This window comes from Bradyrhizobium sp. UFLA05-112, assembly GCF_053572325.1.
In genome coordinates, this window is the sequence record NZ_JBANBK010000011.1 from 107,045 (window position 1) to 127,008 (window position 19,964).

Annotated in this window: 14 protein-coding genes and 1 pseudogene; 8 read left to right on the forward strand and 7 right to left on the reverse strand. The window is 56.1% G+C overall.

Annotated elements, in window-relative coordinates:
* Nucleotides 1–2: 2 nt before the first annotated feature.
* Nucleotides 3–224 (reverse strand): annotated as a pseudogene (locus tag SO180_RS09150) (NAD(P)-binding protein); the annotation flags it as partial.
* A gap of 673 nt (nt 225–897) precedes the next feature.
* Between SO180_RS09150 and SO180_RS09155 the strand changes: the two are divergent.
* A complete protein-coding gene (locus tag SO180_RS09155) occupies nt 898–2,661 on the forward strand; it encodes an alpha,alpha-trehalose-phosphate synthase (UDP-forming) (RefSeq protein ID WP_449378474.1) in 1,764 nt (587 codons plus the stop codon).
* Between the two features lie 491 nt (nt 2,662–3,152).
* Here SO180_RS09155 and SO180_RS09160 read toward each other — a convergent pair whose 3' ends face one another.
* The 4 genes from SO180_RS09160 to SO180_RS09175 all read right to left on the reverse strand — a co-directional run bounded on the left by SO180_RS09160 (nt 3,153) and on the right by SO180_RS09175 (nt 7,053).
* The gene (locus SO180_RS09160; protein ID WP_449378475.1) at nt 3,153–4,019 is read right to left on the reverse strand and encodes a radical SAM/SPASM domain-containing protein; all 867 of its coding nucleotides are present in this window, start codon (nt 4,017–4,019) and stop codon (nt 3,153–3,155) included.
* Between the two features lie 1,317 nt (nt 4,020–5,336).
* Nucleotides 5,337–5,612: a 30S ribosomal protein S21 gene (gene rpsU, locus SO180_RS09165; RefSeq protein ID WP_449378476.1), complete on the reverse strand. Its 276-nt coding sequence runs from the start codon at nt 5,610–5,612 to the stop codon at nt 5,337–5,339.
* Nucleotides 5,613–5,865: 253 nt separating this feature from the next.
* Nucleotides 5,866–6,108, reverse strand: coding sequence for a hypothetical protein (locus SO180_RS09170; protein ID WP_449378477.1), 243 nt, complete (start codon nt 6,106–6,108; stop codon nt 5,866–5,868).
* Nucleotides 6,109–6,861: 753 nt separating this feature from the next.
* Entirely contained in the window at nt 6,862–7,053 is a 192-nt protein-coding gene (locus SO180_RS09175) for a hypothetical protein (protein ID WP_449378478.1), read from the reverse strand.
* Between the two features lie 220 nt (nt 7,054–7,273).
* Between SO180_RS09175 and SO180_RS09180 the strand changes: the two genes are divergently transcribed.
* Both SO180_RS09180 and SO180_RS09185 read left to right on the forward strand, forming a co-directional pair.
* Complete coding sequence (locus SO180_RS09180) at nt 7,274–7,486, forward strand: hypothetical protein (RefSeq protein ID WP_449378479.1); 213 nt, start codon at nt 7,274–7,276, stop codon at nt 7,484–7,486.
* Nucleotides 7,487–7,491: 5 nt separating this feature from the next.
* A complete protein-coding gene (locus tag SO180_RS09185) occupies nt 7,492–7,818 on the forward strand; it encodes a hypothetical protein (protein ID WP_449378480.1) in 327 nt (108 codons plus the stop codon).
* Nucleotides 7,819–7,899: 81 nt separating this feature from the next.
* Here SO180_RS09185 and SO180_RS09190 read toward each other — a convergent pair whose 3' ends face one another.
* Both SO180_RS09190 and SO180_RS09195 read right to left on the reverse strand, forming a co-directional pair.
* Nucleotides 7,900–8,748 (reverse strand): ATP-binding protein, encoded by an 849-nt coding sequence (locus tag SO180_RS09190; RefSeq protein ID WP_449378504.1) that lies wholly within the window; start codon nt 8,746–8,748, stop codon nt 7,900–7,902.
* Between the two features lie 735 nt (nt 8,749–9,483).
* Entirely contained in the window at nt 9,484–10,482 is a 999-nt protein-coding gene (locus SO180_RS09195) for an SDH family Clp fold serine proteinase (RefSeq protein WP_449378481.1), read from the reverse strand.
* A 974-nt stretch (nt 10,483–11,456) separates the two neighbouring features.
* Here SO180_RS09195 and SO180_RS09200 point away from each other — a divergent pair.
* From SO180_RS09200 to SO180_RS09220, 5 genes are all read left to right on the forward strand, one after another.
* Complete coding sequence (locus tag SO180_RS09200) at nt 11,457–12,374, forward strand: hypothetical protein (RefSeq protein ID WP_449378482.1); 918 nt, start codon at nt 11,457–11,459, stop codon at nt 12,372–12,374.
* Between the two features lie 611 nt (nt 12,375–12,985).
* Nucleotides 12,986–14,074: a DUF3616 domain-containing protein gene (locus SO180_RS09205; protein WP_449378483.1), complete on the forward strand. Its 1,089-nt coding sequence runs from the start codon at nt 12,986–12,988 to the stop codon at nt 14,072–14,074.
* A gap of 164 nt (nt 14,075–14,238) precedes the next feature.
* Nucleotides 14,239–16,566 (forward strand): M15 family metallopeptidase, encoded by a 2,328-nt coding sequence (locus tag SO180_RS09210; protein ID WP_449378484.1) that lies wholly within the window; start codon nt 14,239–14,241, stop codon nt 16,564–16,566.
* A gap of 692 nt (nt 16,567–17,258) precedes the next feature.
* Complete coding sequence (locus SO180_RS09215) at nt 17,259–18,743, forward strand: coproporphyrinogen-III oxidase family protein (RefSeq protein ID WP_449378485.1); 1,485 nt, start codon at nt 17,259–17,261, stop codon at nt 18,741–18,743.
* A 9-nt stretch (nt 18,744–18,752) separates the two neighbouring features.
* Nucleotides 18,753–19,940 carry a hypothetical protein gene (locus SO180_RS09220; RefSeq protein ID WP_449378486.1) on the forward strand — a complete coding sequence of 396 codons (1,188 nt, stop codon included), beginning with the start codon at nt 18,753–18,755 and terminating at the stop codon, nt 19,938–19,940.
* Nucleotides 19,941–19,964 lie beyond the last annotated feature (24 nt).

The following is a 19,964-nucleotide window of genomic DNA, read 5'->3' on the forward strand; positions in this document are numbered from 1 at the left end:
GTCAATGTGCCGGCCGAAGAGCGCACCCGGACCGCGTCATCCCTGCCATTTTGGACAGTTGACAGTGAGGCGCCAGTGGGAAGCATGTAGTCCGCTTGGACGACGAGCCCCCGGAATCCGGCTCGGGCGATCTCATGGGCAGCGATCGAGCCACTGGCACCGCTGCCGACTACGCATACGTCAACGGCGTTGGACGTCATTGTCCCACCTGTGGCAAGGGACATCGGCCATGCGTCATGGCGACGTGCCCACAAAAAAACTTAAGACGGCTAACGAGAACTGTCAGCGACAGCTTTGAACGTACGCGCGCGTCAGACCGTCGCGACCTACTTTGAAACTCGTACAATATGACGCTCCGTGCGATTCAAGTGCCTTGAGCGCGCGGGGGCGGGTGAATACGTTCAAGATCGGCTGAAGCAAAAAAGTATGAAGATATGACCGTTATGCTCAAGGCGTCTGACGGCCGCGTGGCGATGGAGCAGTGGCAGCGGGTAGCTCAAGCATATCCATCCCGAGAGACCGCCTTGTTGTTGTGCGCACGCCACGATTATACGGTCGGGTCTTGTGAACCATAGACCGGCAGCTATGCCACCAGCAGCTATGCCAAAAGGCACCTGCTGTAGGGTGGCCGCCGAAAATACCTTTCGTTCCATACGCCGGCTTTTGAGTTCGAAGCGCGATTTGCATTGGCCTTGCTGCAAGAAAGGTCGTCATAGGATGCCTCGACTGCCCTCCCGGCATCGAGGACATGATCGAGCTTGCCGCCGCATCGAGCCTTCTGTGCGGCCGCCATGATTCGATCTAAGTCTCGTCGGCTTCTCGAAAGATTTAGCTCCTAACATGAGAAGCGGGGGAGTCCGGAGCTAGCCGTTCTGATTGCTCAATCGGAGGTGTGGAATGGACCCGTTTAACGTCATGAAGGCTTCAAGTACGGCTTCTTCTGGCATGTCGCGCGCCAGGCCGGAACGGCTGCAAGTGAACCAAGCCGCCCTTGAGCCGCGCCTGAGGAAAGCCGCACAGGGGCGGCCAAGGCAAGCCGATGCGGAGCTCTCCCCTCATATTGCGTCTGCCCTGAACGCGGCCGAGATCGGCACAGCGTCTCAGCAGCCAGATGAAAAACTGATCGTTGTTTCCAACCGTGTTTCGACTTTCGACCCTAACAAACCCAAGACGGGTGGTCTTGCCGCGGCCCTTGAACCCGTCGTTGAACGTTCTGGCGCTATTTGGATTGGGGTTTCGGGCACCCTAAGCGAGGGCAGCGAGCAGGTAACTGCCTTCGAACAGCACGGCAAGGGTCAAGTCGCAAAGATAGAGGTGCCGACCGACGACTATGCCGGATTCTATTATGGATTTTCAAATTCCACTCTGTGGCCGGCATTTCATTCGCTGACCGAGCGGATGTCCCCCGCATCGGAGGAAAGTTATAAGAGTTATCGCGACGTCAACTGCGCCGTAGCGCGCGCGCTGTCGCGCCTTGAAAGTCGAGGCGCGATCTGGGTGCATGATTATCATTTCCTTCCCCTCGGCAGCGAGCTGCGCGAGCTCAAGATTGAGCAACCGATTGGCTTTTTCCTACACACGCCATGGCCGAAACCTGATGTGATAGAAGAGGTGCCCCATCATGACGAACTGATGGAATCGATGCTGGCGTACGATCTTATCGGCTTTCAGACCAGCTGGGATCTCGATAATTTCCTTTCTTGCCTCCAATCGCATCTTGGGCTCGAGAGCAGGAGCGATGTTGTGATCTCGGCCCGCGGCTTGACCCGGTGCCAAGTGTTTCCGATTGGTGTCGATCCGAAGCAGTTCGCAGACTATGTTGTGGAATCGCTGACCAAGCATCGAGAGAGGATTTCGTCGGTGCAGTCCAAACTCGATGGCACGAGGCTAGCAATTGGCGTCGACCGGCTCGACTATACGAAGGGTATCGACAACCGGATCAAAGCTTTCGATCAGTTGCAGACAGATAAGCCGCACAGCATCTCGCTGTTGCAGATCGCGACCCCTTCGCGCAGCGATATTCCAGCATACAGTGAATATCAGGGCGATATCGACGGCCTCGTCGACGACGTCAATCGTAAGCATGGAACGGGCGGCGGCTGGAGGCCGATTCTCTATGAGAAGGATCACGTCTCGCAGGTGGAGCTCGCGGGCCTTTACCGCACCGCGGAGGTCGGTGTGGTGACGCCGTTGCGTGACGGCATGAACCTGGTGGCGAAAGAATACGTTGCTGCGCAAGATCCGGACGATCCGGGCGTGCTGGTATTATCGAAGTTCGCAGGCGCGGCAGAAGACCTCAACGAAGATGAGGCGCTGCATGTAGATCCAACCTCTCCTGAGAACATTGCGGCCGCGATTTCAACAGCCATGGAGATGCCGCGCGAGGAGCGCATCGAACGCTGGCGAGCGATGAGCGACAAACTCGAGGCGTATACGATCCACGGCTGGTCGAAGGACTTTCTTCGCGAGCTCGACCACAGTCGGGTGAGAGTGCCAGCTGATCAGTTTCGATATCTCGGGTTCGGTTGGATCAACGATGCCCAAATGCCCATCTACGCGACGGCTGAGGAGTTGAATGTCGCGGTGAATCATGTGCAGGATATGCGTTGGGTCTTGTCTTCGAGAATGCGCGCAGACCAGAGGGGAGGCGGGCCCATCTGATCAACCAAGGTCCGGTTCATTAAGGCGCGATGAGATTTTGCTGAATCATCATCGCGCCTTCGGTTATTTGAGCGTGATCTCCGCCCGAACGCCTTCCGCATTTTGTCGCGAAGCAAACCCGCTTCACGTTTTCCGGATCATGCTCTAGGACAATCCACATTCAGGATTGTCTGCATTGAGTCCAGAATCAATAGCTTCCGAATTATTGCTTTGTGGCTGCGTGGATGGGTGTGAAACGCTATCAACTATCCGACCGCGCCGTTGCCGCCTGACAAAGTAGCAATCCCGACCGCATCGGCGCTGACAAGCCGCTGTCTGTGAAACGCGTGCTCTCCGCGCGCCCGCATCATGTGTGAACCCCCACCGGTACTGACCTTGCTAGGCCTGCGGGTCTTGCAGATCAGCCGGGCAGAGTAGAACTGAACCAGGATAGAACTAAACAATGCATGCCCAGCTTCGTGTTGGCTGGACAGGCGCCAACTTCTTACAAATCAGGCGGCCGATGCTATTGGTTGGGCGAATTCGCAGGTTCGGCAAAGCAGAAAGCCGTCCATTCCGTGCATACGATCGACAACTTCGCAGAAAGTCGGTCCTTTAAAAAGATCTTGATATTCATCGCGAAGAAGATTGCCCAAGATGTGGCGTCGTTCAAAATCCATGCAGCAGAGCGTAACGTCGCCGTTTGGGAGAAGAAGATTACGATGTTCTCGTTCGTCGGGACATGTCAGTGCTCCGACGATCGGCTGTCGTGCCTCAACGATTTTTGAATCGACACTTCCACCGCTGCTGCTCAGCGGTCGCGAGCGAACCAACGATTCCTCGGGTATTATCTCGACTAGGTCGGGATGGACTTCTCCCATGACGACGAAAAGCATGGATGAGATGTCTGCGTCGACCAATTGGCGTATCAAATCGACAAATTTGCGCCTGACCAGGCGGCTGTTCATGTGCGCGCCGTCATCGAAGACGTGCACCAGGAAAATCCGGAATTGCAGCGCTTGCAAGCGTCGTAGATTCCGCTCGTTCATTCCTACGAGTGTCGTGGAAATCCGAATGCCATGGCCAGCTTCGTAAGCATGCTCAACCATTTCGGTGCAAGCCGGATTGAGCCAGGGCTCCGAGTACCCGGAAAAGCTGATATCGACAGCTGCCGGTACGTGCGCCAGGCATTTCTTGAAATCTTCGAGACGAAGATGCTTTGCATGAGACACGGCTCTTTGCCGTTCGGCGAACTGGGCCTGCGGACAATAGGAGCATCCGACGACGCAGCCCGTGGTCGTCGTTATCTCTAAAACCCGGCCGCTAAGAGGAATTGCAGCGCGCAGGTCCTGTAAATTCGTCGGGTATGAATCAACCATTTGCAGGGTGTTCTCCCAAATGTCCGGAACATCGAGCGTCCCGACGCAGCCCACTTGCGTACTTCATAGGGGCTTGCTCATGCATGTTCTCGGACGATGGTCGATAAAGGCGACACAGCTGGGGCCAAAACGCAGCTGGATCGAGGTTATTCCACGTCTAGGGCTCCCTTTCCGCTGCATCCAGTTGAAATGCCGGTAAGTGGTGCGGATGTGCGGGAGTAAGCGCGCCAAGCCCGGGACCTAATCATCGTCGATGTTTCGGCAAGTTCGGTAACCGCCGGCGCAAGATCCACTCCTCAGTTCGCCGGCATTGGTCATTGTTCTAACCTCTTGCGATACACACGTTGGCCATGCCATTGGCAGCTACGTACCAATGGGCAGTCAATACGATCCCGAGGATTGTCACAACCGCGTCGGGCCGGTTCATACGATCGAGATCGTACAATATGACGCTACGTACGATTCAAGCTCTCTCGAAAACGAACGGAATGGAAAGTGCACTCGATCCATTAAACCTGACTGCTTCGCCGTGGGAATGCCACTCGATAGTCATGATAGGACCCTGCAGTGCCTGATCCGTCCTCTGGACTGAACTCAAACCGGTGAGTGCAGAACGAGACGCCCCTTGACGTTTAAGACTTCATGCCAAAGCCTATCAGCGCGGCGCGATTGCGAGAGCTCGCTCGCGTCAAAGGCACTTCGTCGATCTTCCGGCTCCAGCTAAGTTGCTCGCCGACGAAGCGGCGGATGATACGCTTCAAATCGGCACGACAAGCTGAAAAGCGGACCCATATAACGCTCGCTAGGCAAGCCTTGATTCTGTTGGAAATTGTTCGATGTGAACAAGTCGAGGCGCCTGCACTTTGAAGCATAGATCGCCCGCAAATGACATTTTCTGAAAGCATCCAATTGCGCACGCGCTTGTCGTGGGCCGCTGGTCATTGTGAGTAGAGATGAGCAGAGGCTGGCCGGCCGTACCAACGGTCTTGATCAGCTAGGTGGCCTGGATACCGATGCAGAGTTGATGTTTGCTTGTCGTCGGCGGCTAGGGGGCCAGTCACCGCCCTACGACGACCACCGCAAGCGCCAGCATAAAGGTCGAGGCCCGTCCTGCGGCCTCAAAGGTGCGGCTAGCCAGGTCGCCAAAGAGATTTGCCGTGATCTGCCGTTCTTCCTGCCTTGTCAATCCTCACGGCCAAACATTTGCGTCTTCACTCCAGGACCGGGTTTAATCTCGCAAGCCCATCGACGTTCCCGCTGTTCAGTAGCCGAGTCGTTAGCTTCAAGTACTCATTTCGCGGCGAACTGAAATTCGCTCTAGTCCGCGCGTGCTTTGATCTCCGGCAGGGGCGGCCTGCGCTCAAAAGGCTTCTTTTTGGGCGGCGCGGGCAGCAATCCTTCTCGGATCGCCTGCTTCCGAGCGAGCTTGCGGGCCCTGCGAACAGCTTCAGATTTCTCGCGTACCTTTTTTTCCGACGGCTTTTCATAGGACCGCCGCTGCTTCATTTCCCGAAAGACGCCCTCTCGCTGCATCTTCTTCTTAAGAACACGGAGTGCCTGCTCGACATTGTTGTCTCGGACAAGTACCTGCAATTAATCCTCCTCGATGGGGCTGCGAATTGCGACACATCCTGCACGGCAGCCAATTGCGCAGGAGCTTCGTTGCGATTTCGAGGATGGTGGCGTTGACGTTCGTCGCCAGCTTCGAACAACCACTGTCTTGCAGCCCTGTCAATCGATAAAGCCTGCTTGCATGTCGCACGCGCTTGTCCTGCCGGATGACCAGCATCCGGTCTCCGCTTCGCCTCATGATAGTGCCAACTCCAAACGGCCGCCGATCGGCGCGTCAAGCGCGGCCGATCTCAACGACCTCGCTGAGCTTGCTTTCGGCGTCGTAGATCTTGACTTGAAGCCGAGGGAATCGGTTCTTCAACTGTGTGCCAGCTTCCAGGGCGCTCGGTTTCGCGGTGAAGGTCGCCTTGACATGGCCGTCGACGATTAAGGCATAACCGGTCCTCAGGGGCTCAATCGATGCCTTGGTGGTGCGGGCGGACGCTATTGGCGCCGCCAGCCTGCGCTTCTCGCGCATGGGAAAAACTCCGCTTGTCGGGGACCCCTAATCAACTGCCCGCGGTCCCCAAGGTTCCCGTCACCACATGCGCGCCAATCGGCTCCTGACTACCAGCTTCCATGTCCCGCCGGGAGCCTTTCAAAGTTCGAAAGGGGCCATACCGAGACGGTAAAGTCGTTGTCAACGTTATGGTCTCGTGTTGCGAGTGTTGGCACATAAAAAGGCCCCAGCTCTTAGGGGGCAGGGGAGAGCTGGGGCCGTCAAAGTACCCTTCAAGAAGGGTATTCAGAAACCCAGCGCGCGCGAGAACGTTCCCGAGTGGTCGGGCTCAAATTCCCATCATCCACATTGTGAATGCCCTCAATAGGCAAGGCGCCCATTGGACCGAAATATGCGCCCGGAGGCACGTTCAGGCTATCTTAACCGCGAGCGGCTCGCCCGGCCGACGGCGCAGATATGGTCGCTTAGGCTCGGGTGGTGCGGGCGGCGGATCAAACACGGGTAGCAGATTGTTATGCAAGATATTCGCGAGATATCCGCCTAGCGAGCTATCGTTGAAGAGGCTGAGGCTCCGCATCGTGTCCAAGATTTGGAGTAGTAGAAGCGAGTCGAAAGCCTCGATCCAGGTAGTCCCTTATTCGCCCAGTTGGGCCCCAGACAATCACTGTGAGACGGCACTCATCACGGGGGCGATCAGGGCTGACTCATTGCACTCAGACTCGATGATTGTCCGTATCACGAGCATGGTGTGCTTCTCACCATGCCATCGCATCACCCTTGAAAGCCGATCCAGCGCCTCAGGCGTGATCGGTGGTGTGCGTCGAGCGCAGCCAGCGGCCTCTTGGCGGCCTCCAGCGCCGTGCCCGCCTCCATGAGACCCAAGCGGACGCGGATGCGCACCGCTCGTTTAGGACTCGTCAGCATGCATGCGAGACCCGGGTCGACCAGAAACGCGCGGAGCATTGCCGTCTCTCCGGTAGGTGGATGAGAGCTTCTCATACTCACGATCGAGGAGCCGTCCTTAAGTCTGCCGCTTTGAATTCCAATCCGCGAAGAGCAGATACTCCGGTGTTTTGGGCTCCAAGAGTAAGTCCAACTGACGTACTCAGAGGCTTACTTCAACGAAGTCTCGTTACTGCTGAAGCGGGAGAGAAAATGTCTTCCGAACTCAAGACGGCTCACATTGGCCGAACGGGATAACGCAAAGCACGAAGAAGATGTCGGTAGTCATGACGCTCATTGGATCAGGATTGGCGGCTCGCAAGCGATTGCCGACAACGGCGCGCAGTCTCCTGAATCCAAGGAGATAACGGCTCGTCTGGTCGATCTGACGGGCACCACTTTCGATCACTACTCACCTTCAGGTGACGATGGCTTCTTCAAGAAGCGTACTTAAGTTGCATGAGCCATCGGCTTACCGGAGTTTCCCTGAAGTGGGAAATTAGCGGCTTTCCACCGAACGAGTGGTTCACGTTGCTCGCAAGGGCAGGGAATGCGGTCACAGGTGTCGACGATAGGACGCTGGAGGTCGCCTCGCAAAAGTGCCATCGTGCGGCATTGAAGGAGAAATCGGAACTGGCGGACTTGGACATCCCTAATGCGAAAATCGAGTGTCAAGCGTTCACGCGCGACGGAGGCGGAGTCGACATCGGCATTTGGATTAACGGTCACGGGCTCGAAAAGGGATTGAAGAACGTTAAGGAAATGAGAAGACGAGTCGTTATCTGATGAGGATCGAATCAACGCCCGTTCGCCTCCCTTCCGTAAGTGTAAGGCAACTTTTTGGGTTCAAGCGCGCTACGATTCATATTATGGCTCTTCATCCAATATCTTCTGCAACTCTGTGCAAATTCGATCGGCGAGAAAATGGATCGCCGTCAGGTCTCCCTTTAGCGAGGCGTCGATAATGACAGCCGAGCCACCTCTTGCCTCAACCTTCGAATTGTAGCCATCTACCTTCTGCACGAGTTCTCCGACCGCGTTTCGCATGTATTTAGTCATCAGGACGAGCACCGCACCTGCCGAACGCAGATCAGGCGAGACGCCGATGATTGCCTTGTCCACGCCCAAGGCGGCCATTCCTGCACCAGCTCGCGCACCCGCTGCTGTGCCTAGCCGCGCGATTTCAACGAAGAGATCGAACGCCGCACCATACTTCCGGCCATACTCAATCCCACGCCGCATGAGGTCGCGCACCTCATAGTTTTCCATCGGCTCGGCTTTGAAATTGTACCGTTTGTAGTATTTGTGCTCCGGCCCTTGATGCGGACCATGTGATTTTGCCTGCGGGATGGCGAGGACGTACGCCACTCGGCCCGCTCCTTTGCTCTCCAGTATCACTGCCTTGATATACAGGTCCTCGATCTTTGGGTCGATGTTCGCGGTCAGGATATTTTCCAGCCACTCTCTTTTGATTACTGAAGGGTCAAAGCCTTCATCCGTGCCTTCGGGAAGGTGACCGCGCTCCTTCATCCCGTAAACGATGATGCCACCCGACGAATTAGCCATCGCGGAGACATCTTTGAATAGCTCGCTCTTCTGGTGATCGGTGTTCCCCAGCGCTCGCGAGTCTTTGTATTCGAGCTTTTGGCTCTCCATGATCTGGCCTCGATGCAACTCATCGAGATCAACCTCAGTCCATTCGCTGACTGGACGCATCGTCAACCCCTCGAACTCCTAGAATATGTGAGAATTGAATGGCGGTCGCTTCGGACGATTATTGCAACTGACGACACGCGCATCAAGGCGGCCGTTAACCTTTGAAAAATGGATCGAGTGGTGTAGGGCCGTACGTAGCGCTCACCCGCTAGGCGGCCTCTTGGGCCTCAACTCTCGGGCGGAGGGTGCGGACAATGTATTCCGCAATAGCGTCGATAGCCTGCCGTTTCTCAACCTGCATGTCGTAGCGGTCATGGGGTTTTCTGCGCAATGGCGAATTCACGTCGGACATCGACGGCAAGTCGTTTTCGGTCGCGAATAGTGGCCCGGATTACGGGCGTGCGCGATGGGCAGGCTTCTAGTCCGCTTTAAGCCGTGGCGCCAGAAAGTCTGCTATGTCGGGGCGCCGGCGATCTTCGAGCTACAGCAGGCCCGCCGGAAATCAGCCCGGCGGGCAGCATCGCACCGGATGCGTGCAGCCTCGTTGCCTCGCCTATTGGTCTGCTGAGCCTAAAATGGTGACGCGGCTCACTTGGGAGTATCGCGATACTGGGGCCGGCGCCGAAGAGGCCATCGTTCTGTTCAATAACGTAATCTGAGCGGGGCCATAGAGGCCGCCCTGATGAGCGTCATCACATGAAGTCCAAACGTCAGCCGACGAAAACGCGGGAGCAAACTGTTCGCCGGTGGTGTGCTGCGAAAAGCCGCTTCCATCTGCAGTTTGACGAAATATGCTCAATGAATCTTCCTCCAACCTTCAAAGGTACGCTGGTCCGAAATCGCTTCTTGGAGACCCACCGGGGTCTGAATCTGCGCTTTTGTTAGCGTGCCTTCCGAGACAAAGCCATAGCAACCGCCATCGGTACTTTCGACTAATCCTCTCGACTCGGAGTAGTTCGCCGTCGGATTAGCACCGACAACGACCTGCTGGGAGTAAGGTTGCAGGAGTTTGAGCTCCTCTGCATAACTCAGATGGATATGCCTTAAGATTCGGTAAAAATTCTCGGAGGGCTTTTCGACGTTGAGGCCATGTTCCACGGCCTCTCGGCGGTTGATCGTGTAGTCGTGGCTTCCAGAATCAGCACAAAGAAAATCGATTAAGGCCTTGTGTTTCTTTTGGTCTTTGACCTGGTTCTTAATCAATTTTCCTGCGAGAAATCGGATCTGTGCGCGCGATCGGAAAATTTCGCCTAGCACCAACGGGTGTACCTGCTGGGACAAATGGGTCAACACGCTCGCCATAGCGGGCTGCCCCTTTAGACCCAGATCATTGCGAGCTGCGTCGAGGTAACCGCGAACGCTCTCGACACTGACCGGGACACGAAGAAGCTGCCCGCCGATGTTCACTTGCGGATTCAGGTGATTGTTGACGCTCGGATCAATTGGACCGAGAGCAGATTGCTTGGTCATGACTAGCAGGTCAGAGCCTATCGAGATGAGCGTCCCGGCACTCAGCGCTTTGAGCGGAATAAGCACCTCAAGCACGTCACAAAATGTTCGAATCAGATTGACTAGGCGCCACGCTGCAAGCGTGCTGCCGCCGTTTGTGTGCAGTACCAGGGAGATCTTCTTGGTTGGTCCGACCTGATCAAGGAGGTCAACGAACAGATCGATGCAATCCTGCGCAATGACCGTTTCCATGCCTTGTCGATCTGAAGTTACGAACGTGAGTACCTTGGTACGGCGCTCTTTCTCAATCTGGCGATAGAGCGCTTGGCGCGCTTGATAGTCCATAAAAATCCCTTCAATTATTGTCCAAACTCAACTGCCACGGCAAGGCACCGACTTTCGGAATGGAGCCGAGCAAACTTTATAAATACAGCGAGAGTGATCATCTCTTCAGCGTCGTCATCAAGGCCAGGCATTATTGGTCCAGCCCAGCCTTGAAGGCGGGTCCCCCCAGCCATGGAAGACATGAATAATCGTGCCCGCCGGGAACCTACCTGATAGCAGACGGTGCTTTTGGGCGGAATGATCGGATATGAGGACGAAAAACTGCGCGATGCTTGGCTGGCGCGCTGCAGTGACATTGCGCGAGATGCTGCGTGTGAATCACCGGAGGCTTTATCTTCGCTCGATGTGAACGCGCCTGATCAAGCCATTCGCATTCGTGATCTCGTGACTCGGTGCTTGCCGCGGCAAGCGGTAGCCGCTTGGCCTGAGATATGCGTCTCCGCGCTGCCACGCAACTTCACGGATGAGGTCAAGCCGCATTTGCGCTGTGAGGCCTAACGTCGTCATCAGGAACCCGCCAAAATGTGATGAGCTATTTTCTCCGGTTGCCCCTTCGCCAGGTTTGCGATCAGCACCTTGCCTTCATCCATCACCCGGCGAATGCGCACCGCCCGTTTAGGACTCGTCAGCATGCGAGCGAGACCGGGTCGACCAGAAACGCGCGGCGCACTCCCGACTGTCCGGTAGATGAATGAGAGCTTCTCATGCTCCTGCTCGAAGAGCTGTCCTTAAGTCTGCCCGCTTTGAATTCCACCCATTGGCCTCGAAGTTTCACGAAGAGCAGATGCTCCCGTGTTTTGAGCTCCAAGAGTAAGTCCGACTGACATACTCAGCGGCTTACTTCAACCAAGTCTCGTTGCGCTTCATGCAAAGTGAATCTTTGACACTCGACGTGTAAGATGCCTTTGACAACCTAACCGCGTGAGCTATTCTGAGTGCCGGGCGCTCCTTGGGAAACTGACAAGGAGGATTGCATGTCCGCATTGATTAGACAGGTAGCTCTGGTTTCTTTGTCCCACTCTGTACCCGCGCGCGCTGTGATGCAGATATCAGCAGCCTTGCAAAAGCAGGCTACGCGAGATCTTGGTCCTGTGTGGGGGATTTCGGCGACCGTCGACGCCTTCGAGCAGTTGGGCCAGATCCCGGTCGGGACTTGGCCGATCGTCATAGGGGGCAGAGTCCCTCCCGGTGCTGGTGGCTTTCACACGGACAAGAACGGCCAGCCGTTATCGCTCGTGCGCGCAAACCCCGATATCGACGTGCTCTGCCAAACGTGCAGCCACGAAATGATCGAAATGCTGGTCGATCCGTTCGGGAGCCGGTTCGTTCCGGGCGACTCTCCGATGCCGGATCAGGGGCGGGTAAACTTCCTCGTAGAGGCTTGCGATCCCTCCGAAGCAGCGCAGTTCGGATACACGGTCAATAACCTACTCGTATCAGACTTCTACACGCCGCACTATTTCGATCCGGTGCAGTCGAGCGGCGTGAGATATTCCTTCACTGGAGCGATAACCGAGCCAAGGCAGGTACTTCAGGGCGGTTATCTGTCCTGGCAAGATCCTACTTCGAACCATTTTTTCCAAGAGCGAAGAATTGACACGGACGAACCGGAATTCGAGGATTTGGGTATGCCGACGGACGCCAGGATGACGCCGCGTGAGTTCATAGACAGAATGACGGACAGGTTCACGAACGAGGCGATCGGTGTCGGACGAAAGTCGGCCTCCATGGCGTCAAACCTCAGTCCGGAAAAGCTCGACCATGCAACGAGCTCGCAAGCACAAGTTTGGGAGGAGCTTCTGGAGAGACTGTCCGGTAGGGGAGACAGCCGAAGGGAGGAACGTCCCCTTGAAGCGGTCCGCCGCCCACCGCGAGCCCCCAAAGCGGCGTGATGCTGTGCGTGCCGCTTGCTGGAATTATCACGCGAGCATGAGATAGCAATGAATAAGCGGACGACACGAAAGCCCAGCAAAAAGGCAGAGCATGCGGACCGGGAGCGCGAGCTGCGAGATTTGATCGAGCAAGTCGAGACCAGAACGAGCGGTGATACGCCCCCGGAGGACGAGAGCCCGCACGATTTCGTCGAAAGGAAACGGCGCGAGAGACCAAAGCCGGAGGACAGCTAACGGCTTCGTGTCGACTGAGGTGCCCGTGCCCTGCATCTCCGGAGAAGGCCCGCTGTTTCAGACCTTGCCTCGTGGCATGGCAGGAGAGAGGCGGCGGGTACTTTTTTCTCTGGCGAGGGCCGTCGTCATTTTCGACGGCTGATTTGAGCCTTTGCTGAGATTCTACTTGCGCCGATGAAATTCGGTCGGATCGCGGCTTGGAAAGTGATTTCTGCGCAGGAAAAGATCGTTGTCACGGGCGCGATTAAGGAAAGGTCGCGAGCGCCTTCAGCGATAAAGACGTGAGGCGAAATGGCTCGTTTACTCGATTTAGGATTGCGTCCATAGTTACACAGCATTTTTGACGTTTTCGATTTCAGAGTGTGGGGAGGTGGATTGTGCCCCGTCAAACCAATCATTGGGAAATCGTTTTCCTCTTCGCGTCGGCCTTTCTGGCTGTCTCGGCGCCATACGCCGCTCACGCAGCGTCAATTAAATCGACAATAATGGAGGTCATCGCGCCGCTGACCGACGACGATGGAGAGGAAGCCACCAACATCAGCGGCGTGAGCTGCCTGCCGCCCGTCGGCGAAAAGCACGTTTGCCTCACGATCGATGATCAGGGACGGCTGGCCCAGGCTGCGACGATCGAGGGATCGAGGCTCACGGGTGCGGGCAAGATCCGGATCATCGACAAGGACGCCGCGCCCGCCGACATTGTGGGGAAAGAACCGGACATACACGAGTGCTCGAACAAGGTCGACAAGTTCAAGGATTTGGACGGCGAAGCCGTCGCGCATTATCAAAATGATTTCTACGTTGTCGGATCACACGGATGCTCGCGCAAAAGCAACAAATTCCGCGCCTCGTCCTTCATATTGGCGCGAGTTCCAGACGACATGGTTGCGAAGGCGGCGGCCACCGGTCCGAAAGCTCCGATCGCGAAGGGCCAGGTCGCCACGAGCTATCGCTTGTCGGAGGCGCTTCTGATCGCACCTCATGCGAAGGCATTCTTCACGCGGGATCTGATGACGGGCAACGGCCTTAACGTTGAGGGCCTCGCCGTGGTCGCTGGCAAGCTTTACGCGGGACTGCGAGCGCCGGTGATCGGGACGAAAGCGTATCTGGTCGAAGTGGACCTGGACGCGCTTTTCGATGCGGGTCGCTCAATGTCGCTTGGAAAAGAAGTTCGTGAGATCGAACTCGATTTCCTTGAGGGGCGCGGCATCAGGGATCTTGCAGTTCTGGCAGACGGTCGGCTCCTTATCTTGAGTGGACCGGCCCAGGCCGAGGGCATTTCGTTTGCGCTGCATGCAATAGACCCAAAGAATAGTTCATTCAGCCCTGTCGCGATCATCGATGATATCCCACCCGATTGGAAGGCAGAAGGGCTTCACGTACTTGGACAAGACCAGTCCGGTCTAGAGGTCATGATCATGTTCGATGGGCCGAAGAGCGGCGCGCCGAGGCGAGACAATATCAATTGAAGTGATTTCAGACGCTGGAGTTGCCGGACCGTCGTCATCGCGGGGAATGCTTGGGACGGCCGCGGTCGCTCTCGCAGCAGAAGCGGAGCCCGCAACGGTGGTGACTAAAGCTCAGTGGAGGCCGATTTCTAATCTTTGATTCTAAAAATTGATAGGTGACCGTCATGTATGGACACGGAGCATTTATTTTCGAACCTGCTGCAGCATCAAAGAAATATCGCAATTGGGATGGTGTAGCGAGCGCCCTTCTCAAGATGAAAATGGATCATGCCTGGATCAGAGGGCACGGCAAGGATGGTCTGTTCGAAGTTAAAGATAATCTCAGCCTGGTTGGGGCCCTGCGTAAAGCTGATATCAAAGTCCTCGTATGGGGCTGGTGTCAGGGCGACGGCCAACTCGACAAAGACATCAAGAACGCCGCAGATGCCATCGCCAAATTTGACCCGGACGGGTACGTCGCCGATATTGAGCAGGGCGTAAACGGGGCGGAATGGACGGCGAAAGGCATCAAGACGTTTTTGACGGCAAGTAGGGCTGCGCTCGCTGGCAAGCCGCTGATCCTGTCCACGCACGGTTTCGTGCCCTACCATGAACCTGAGCTGATGCGCGCGGCCGATCCGTTTGTCGATGCCTTCGCACCACAGGTTTATTGGTTCTGGTATCCGAACAAGAGGATGTTATCGCAGCCGGGCGCAAAAGGACCTTATAAAACCAACGATGCCGCCGCTTACGCCAGTCTGTGCCTCGACGTTTGGCGCCACATCACCCGCAAGCCGATCATCATCACCGGCCAGGCCTACTGGGGAGAAAACCAGCAATGGGGGCGCCAGGATGCTGAAAATAAACTTCAGGAGTTCGTAACACGCTTCAAACGGTACGATGAAATCGCGGGGCTCAATTGGTGGCATCTGGCAGGCAACGCGGCGATGTCGCCCGCCATGGAAGAGCTTATTGGGGCTGCTGATTTCCAGGCCAAGCTAGGTGCCGTCTTGAGTGCTGGGGAAGAGCCTTCCGTCGTACCGGCAACCTTACTGGCGTTGGACGGAGAAGCCCAACCGCTCGACCTCATCGCCCCGCAGTTCGATACCGCGTCGGCGTTAGCCGCCATCACGCCTCGCATCATCGCAACCGCAAAGGCCTCGGCGATTGCTCGATACGACTGGAAGAACCGCGGTCCGGCTTGCATCGGTTACACGGCCGGGATGGCGGTCGCCTACGCGGCAGCGTATGCCAGGTTACAGGCGCATGATCCGGTTGCAGACCGGATGTCGCGCGCCCTGGAGCCGGCCTATCGTGACCCTCGTGGGCATCTGAAGGGCGATGCGCTGACGTGGTACGATGACCAGTTTAAGGCCATTGGCATGGGCGCTGCGACGTCGCTGGAGCGGCTGCGGCGGTTATTCGTGCTGTTGCTTGGCCTCGGAATGCGTGAAAGCAGCGGTCGTTACTGCGAGGGCCGAGATCGTAGCGCACAGAATACAAGTGCCGACACGGCCGAGGCGGGCCTGTTTCAGATAAGCTTCGATTTGATCGCCGCGCGTGCGGAGCTGCTTGACGTCTTTCACCACTATCAGAGCAATCCGGAAGAGGGATTGCGCGAGACTTTTGAAGAAGAAATGTCGCCGCCTCCACGAGCAAAGGACCTCGAGAATTTCGGTCCCTCCACCTCGCCCGGCTTTGCGTTCCAGAAGCTTAGCAAGGAATGTCCGGCGATGACGGTCGAGATCGCCGCCTTGGGACTGCGGGAAGAGGCGGGGCATTGGGGGCCGATCATCAAGTATGCCGCAGAGGTGCGATCTGCGAGCAAGGAGTTGTTGCTGGCCTTAGAGCGGATCATTGACGCGCCGATGACCGCAGCAACCGAGAGCGTGATAAAGACTTTGGGCGCAGCCGTCATCGAAGACGCTCGCAGCCGCCCGGAGATCGCCCGGTACTATTCGCAGCGCGTCGATCTAGCCGACCTGTTGCCTATCAATAAGCATCTTTCAAGCGCCAAAGAGGAGACCATGATCTCGCTGCTCGGCGCTCCGCACCTCCCGCTGACGACCCATGGCCAGAACGAGCGGGCATCGGACCTCGTCAAGCGGAACCTCGTCACCGAACGCATGTCGCCGCTCTTCCGATTGCAGGGCCTAGAGCCGGCGATAGCCGACCTGAAGATGGTTCTGGCGCAAGCTTTCGCCGCGGAGCCGGACCTTGAGAGCGTATTGTCGACCGAGGGCATGCTCAGCGTGCGTATGCGCAAGCCGACCGACGGCTCCGTCAGCACGAAAATTTCCAATCACGCGTGGGGAACGGCAGTTGATTTCAAGATCGTAGGGTTCGAAGCACCGGCCAATACGGGCAGGACAGTGCCGCGGTTCATTGCAATCCTGATCCCCTTGCTCAATGCCGCGGGATGGTACTCCGGGGTAGGCTTCCGCGACACCATGCATTTCGAAGCCTCAGAAGAGCGCATCCGGAAATGGTCGAACGATCACGTATTCAGATGAGGGCTAACACGACAGATGAAACCGGCTTCGAACTTGCGATAAGGCCGGTTTCTTGAGCGAGGCGGAATTTTCCATTGAATGCTGCTTGGGCGCACTGATCTGCCAGTCGCCTCGCTCGGTCAATACACACTTCTTTGAATATTGATGCGATCTCTGGTCCAGCTCATGCGCGGGTAACCGAATTGAGGGAAACCGTCGTCACTCGATATTTTCGTGTTGTCGTGTTCAGCCGCGTTCGATTTTAGACGCTTATGTCCTGAACCGAACGCTTGCGCGCAAGTATTTCGTCGGTGCGGCGCGAAGCAGATAGTTTTCGCTCATCCTCAAGCAAGACTCGCGGGCCGTCTTTGATGGCACGCCAATTGCTGGACTCGGAGATGCGCAACATGTGGTGGTCTCACTGTCCAGGATTTGAATTAAGTGTGCTCGACTGATCTAAGTGAATGCGATGGACGCTGCACCGCCCGGTGCGGCGCCTGGAGGTTCGCTGCGGCACCGATCTATCACAGTCGCGTCGGTGTCGCCGAGCCGACGGCAACGCAGGATGTGATCTGCGTGAGGCCAGGGGCAGAGAATCCGCGCGCTGATTAAGGTGCACGGCGCCCGTATCGAACCCGAACAGAATGTCGTCCCTCTGATGCCTGCGTGTCGTCGCGCCCTGCCTTCACACGAACGCTAAAGGATTCTCCATAATGCGCGCGCCAAGCTATTCCGAGGCACTGGAGTTCGCGATCGACCGCTCGTACGAAATCAACCTCGACATGCTGAGGGCGCGAAAACTGCACCTTGAAACCTACAACGATTATCTAGTCGGTACATATCCGCCCCTCAAAGCAATGGGCGAGCTGAATGCCGAAAAATTGTTGAGTGAGATTACCTCGTCAATTGATCTCTATTTTCACATCCCCTTCTGCAATCAGTATTGCACCTTTTGCCACTTCGCCAAGGAAATCAACCCGCGTTCCGGGCGAGTGGAACGTTATCTGGCGGCTCTAAATAAGGAAATGAGCTGGTCGGACGCGGCGCTTGCCGGTAGGGAGATTGAGACAGCATTCTTTGGAGGCGGCACCCCCTCAATCTTGACCAACCCACAACTCAAGACGCTATTTGACATGATCAAACAGCGCTTTGATCTATCGAAGTCCGAAGTAAGTTTCGAATTGCACCCTTCTCTTGGAAAGCAGGTGGACGCCGCAGATCGCATATCCACTATGCTAACAGGCGGCGTAAACCGCTTCGTGCTGGGTGTTCAAAGTCTTGATGAAAACATTCTGCGCATATTGAACCGCGGGCACGGTGTGGACGAGGTGAGACAACTCGTAAAATTGCTGGATGAGCTGGGCGTTCAGAATCTATCGCTGGACCTTATCTATGGGCTGCCGCAGCAAACGCTCCGGAGTTGGTATGATTCGCTCATCGGTCTACTGGATATGGGAGCGGAGAAGTTTAACATCTTCCCATTGTTGTTCAAATCGACGGACCCCGTAGCCCGCCATTTGAGCAAAGGGCGCTACCAATTCGCTGGGGCAAAGGAGCGCATCATCATGCATTTCATGGCGGAGCACATCCTTACGAGGCTTGGCTATCGTCATGGCCCGATCTTCTATTGGACCAAGAAGTCTCAGCCGCACTCTGTTCAGCAGAGCCGCAAATACGATTCCTGGAACGACAATAATCTGGTCCCGTTTGGGGTTGGCGGATTTGGCTACATGAGTCAGTGCCAGTTCTACAACGAGGCAGATTTAGATCGCTACTTACAACGGGTTGAGTTTGGCGCGAAGCCAGTGTGGAAGGGCGTCGTCCTGTCGCAAGACGATCTGATGCGCAGAACCGTCATGCTCGCGTTGCGAAGTAGTGGAGTGTCGCTCTTCCGCTTCGAGCGGGAATTTGGAGTGTCCATGGAACAATACTTTCGTCGCGAGCTTAAAAAACTAAATGAGGCAGGACTCATCAGCATTTCGAACGAAGGCGTGCTGACGTTAACCACCTCGGGCATCATCAACTCGGGCGCGGTATCGCTGCAATTTTTTTCCAACGCGGTGCTTGAGCGGGTCGCGCGCACCGACAGCAGGATCTTAGACAAACGAAAAGATCTTATCGAGAAGCACGACTACTCACCGGCCGCTCGATACGGGGCGACTGCCGAAATGCAAGCTGTTTTTAGCCAGGGCCGGTGAGTGCTCGCTATGGTCGGCAGTATTTCCCCTTCCGCCCAAGAACCCCAGCGCTACTGCGCGCAAGACATATTTTCTCATGCGACAGATAGCATTGATCCTCGCCAACGAAAACGACCACTGGAGCGACTCAGCAATTTTGTCGTCGATGAATTGCCACATCGTATTGCGGAGATCAAAGGCAGCGAGCGGCCGGATGAAGCGGTTAGGGCACTCGGTCGCGCTATCAGCGCCATTGTGGCGGACTCGGACTATGATGCGCTGTTACGCCGGCTACCGCAGTCCGATTTCGAGATCGCAAAGACAGACATCCAGTATCTCACCAATTGTGCCTATCACATGTCCGCGTTTGCCAGCCTCCATCCCGAAGACGCCGAATTGACGGTGGGGGAAGCGCTAGGTCGCCTTGCCCGCTTAACCCGTCAGCGGCAGCCTGGCATTGATGTCCTCTCCTATGACGATATGATACTTACGAATCCGGTGCAGAACGATCCGCGTCTATACTGCCTCGGAGCGGCCGGCGTCGAGGAACGAGATTTTTGCTTAGGCCATCAATTCATCGAAAGCGAATTACAGTTGGCGATTGACGCTCTACTCGAGTTGCGAGATGCGGCTGACACGGATGCGCGTCAATGTCTTGCGCTGTGCGTGGAGCACCTTGAGACAGCGAATCATGTCCTGGCGCGCTTTGAACATATGTCGCCGGATCTATTTGGCCAATTCCGCGTGTTTTACGCAAAGAATCCTTACAAGAATAGGCTTGGCCCAAGCGGCAGATTCTCTGCCCGTATTGTGGCTATCTCAGTGCTGCTGATCGGCAAAGAGCTTTTCCTTCAGAAACCGCAGTTCTTTACGGATGTATATCGGCTATCCGAATACTATCCGCAAGCGTACATTCACGAGGTATTCCGCTGGTTGGCGCAGGACAAGGAAGGCGCGTGTCTCAAGCCAGGTTGGCTGGAAGGAAAAGCAGACTTCCCTGGGGGTGCAACCATTTCGCCCGTCATTGAGCACGGCGACAGTGAAATCCGAAGGCTGTGCGGCTCCTGTGTTCGAGCGTTGGATCGGTTTACCCTGATGCACCATACCACGGCTTTGAAATATACGGTCGAGCCTGGTCGACCACTTGTCGGAGTTGAGGCATCTGAAAGTATTGACGCTGTCCTTTTGCAGCGGCTCTTAACGACGGCGCGTCAATAAGCTTGAGGGTGCTATCTGCGTGGG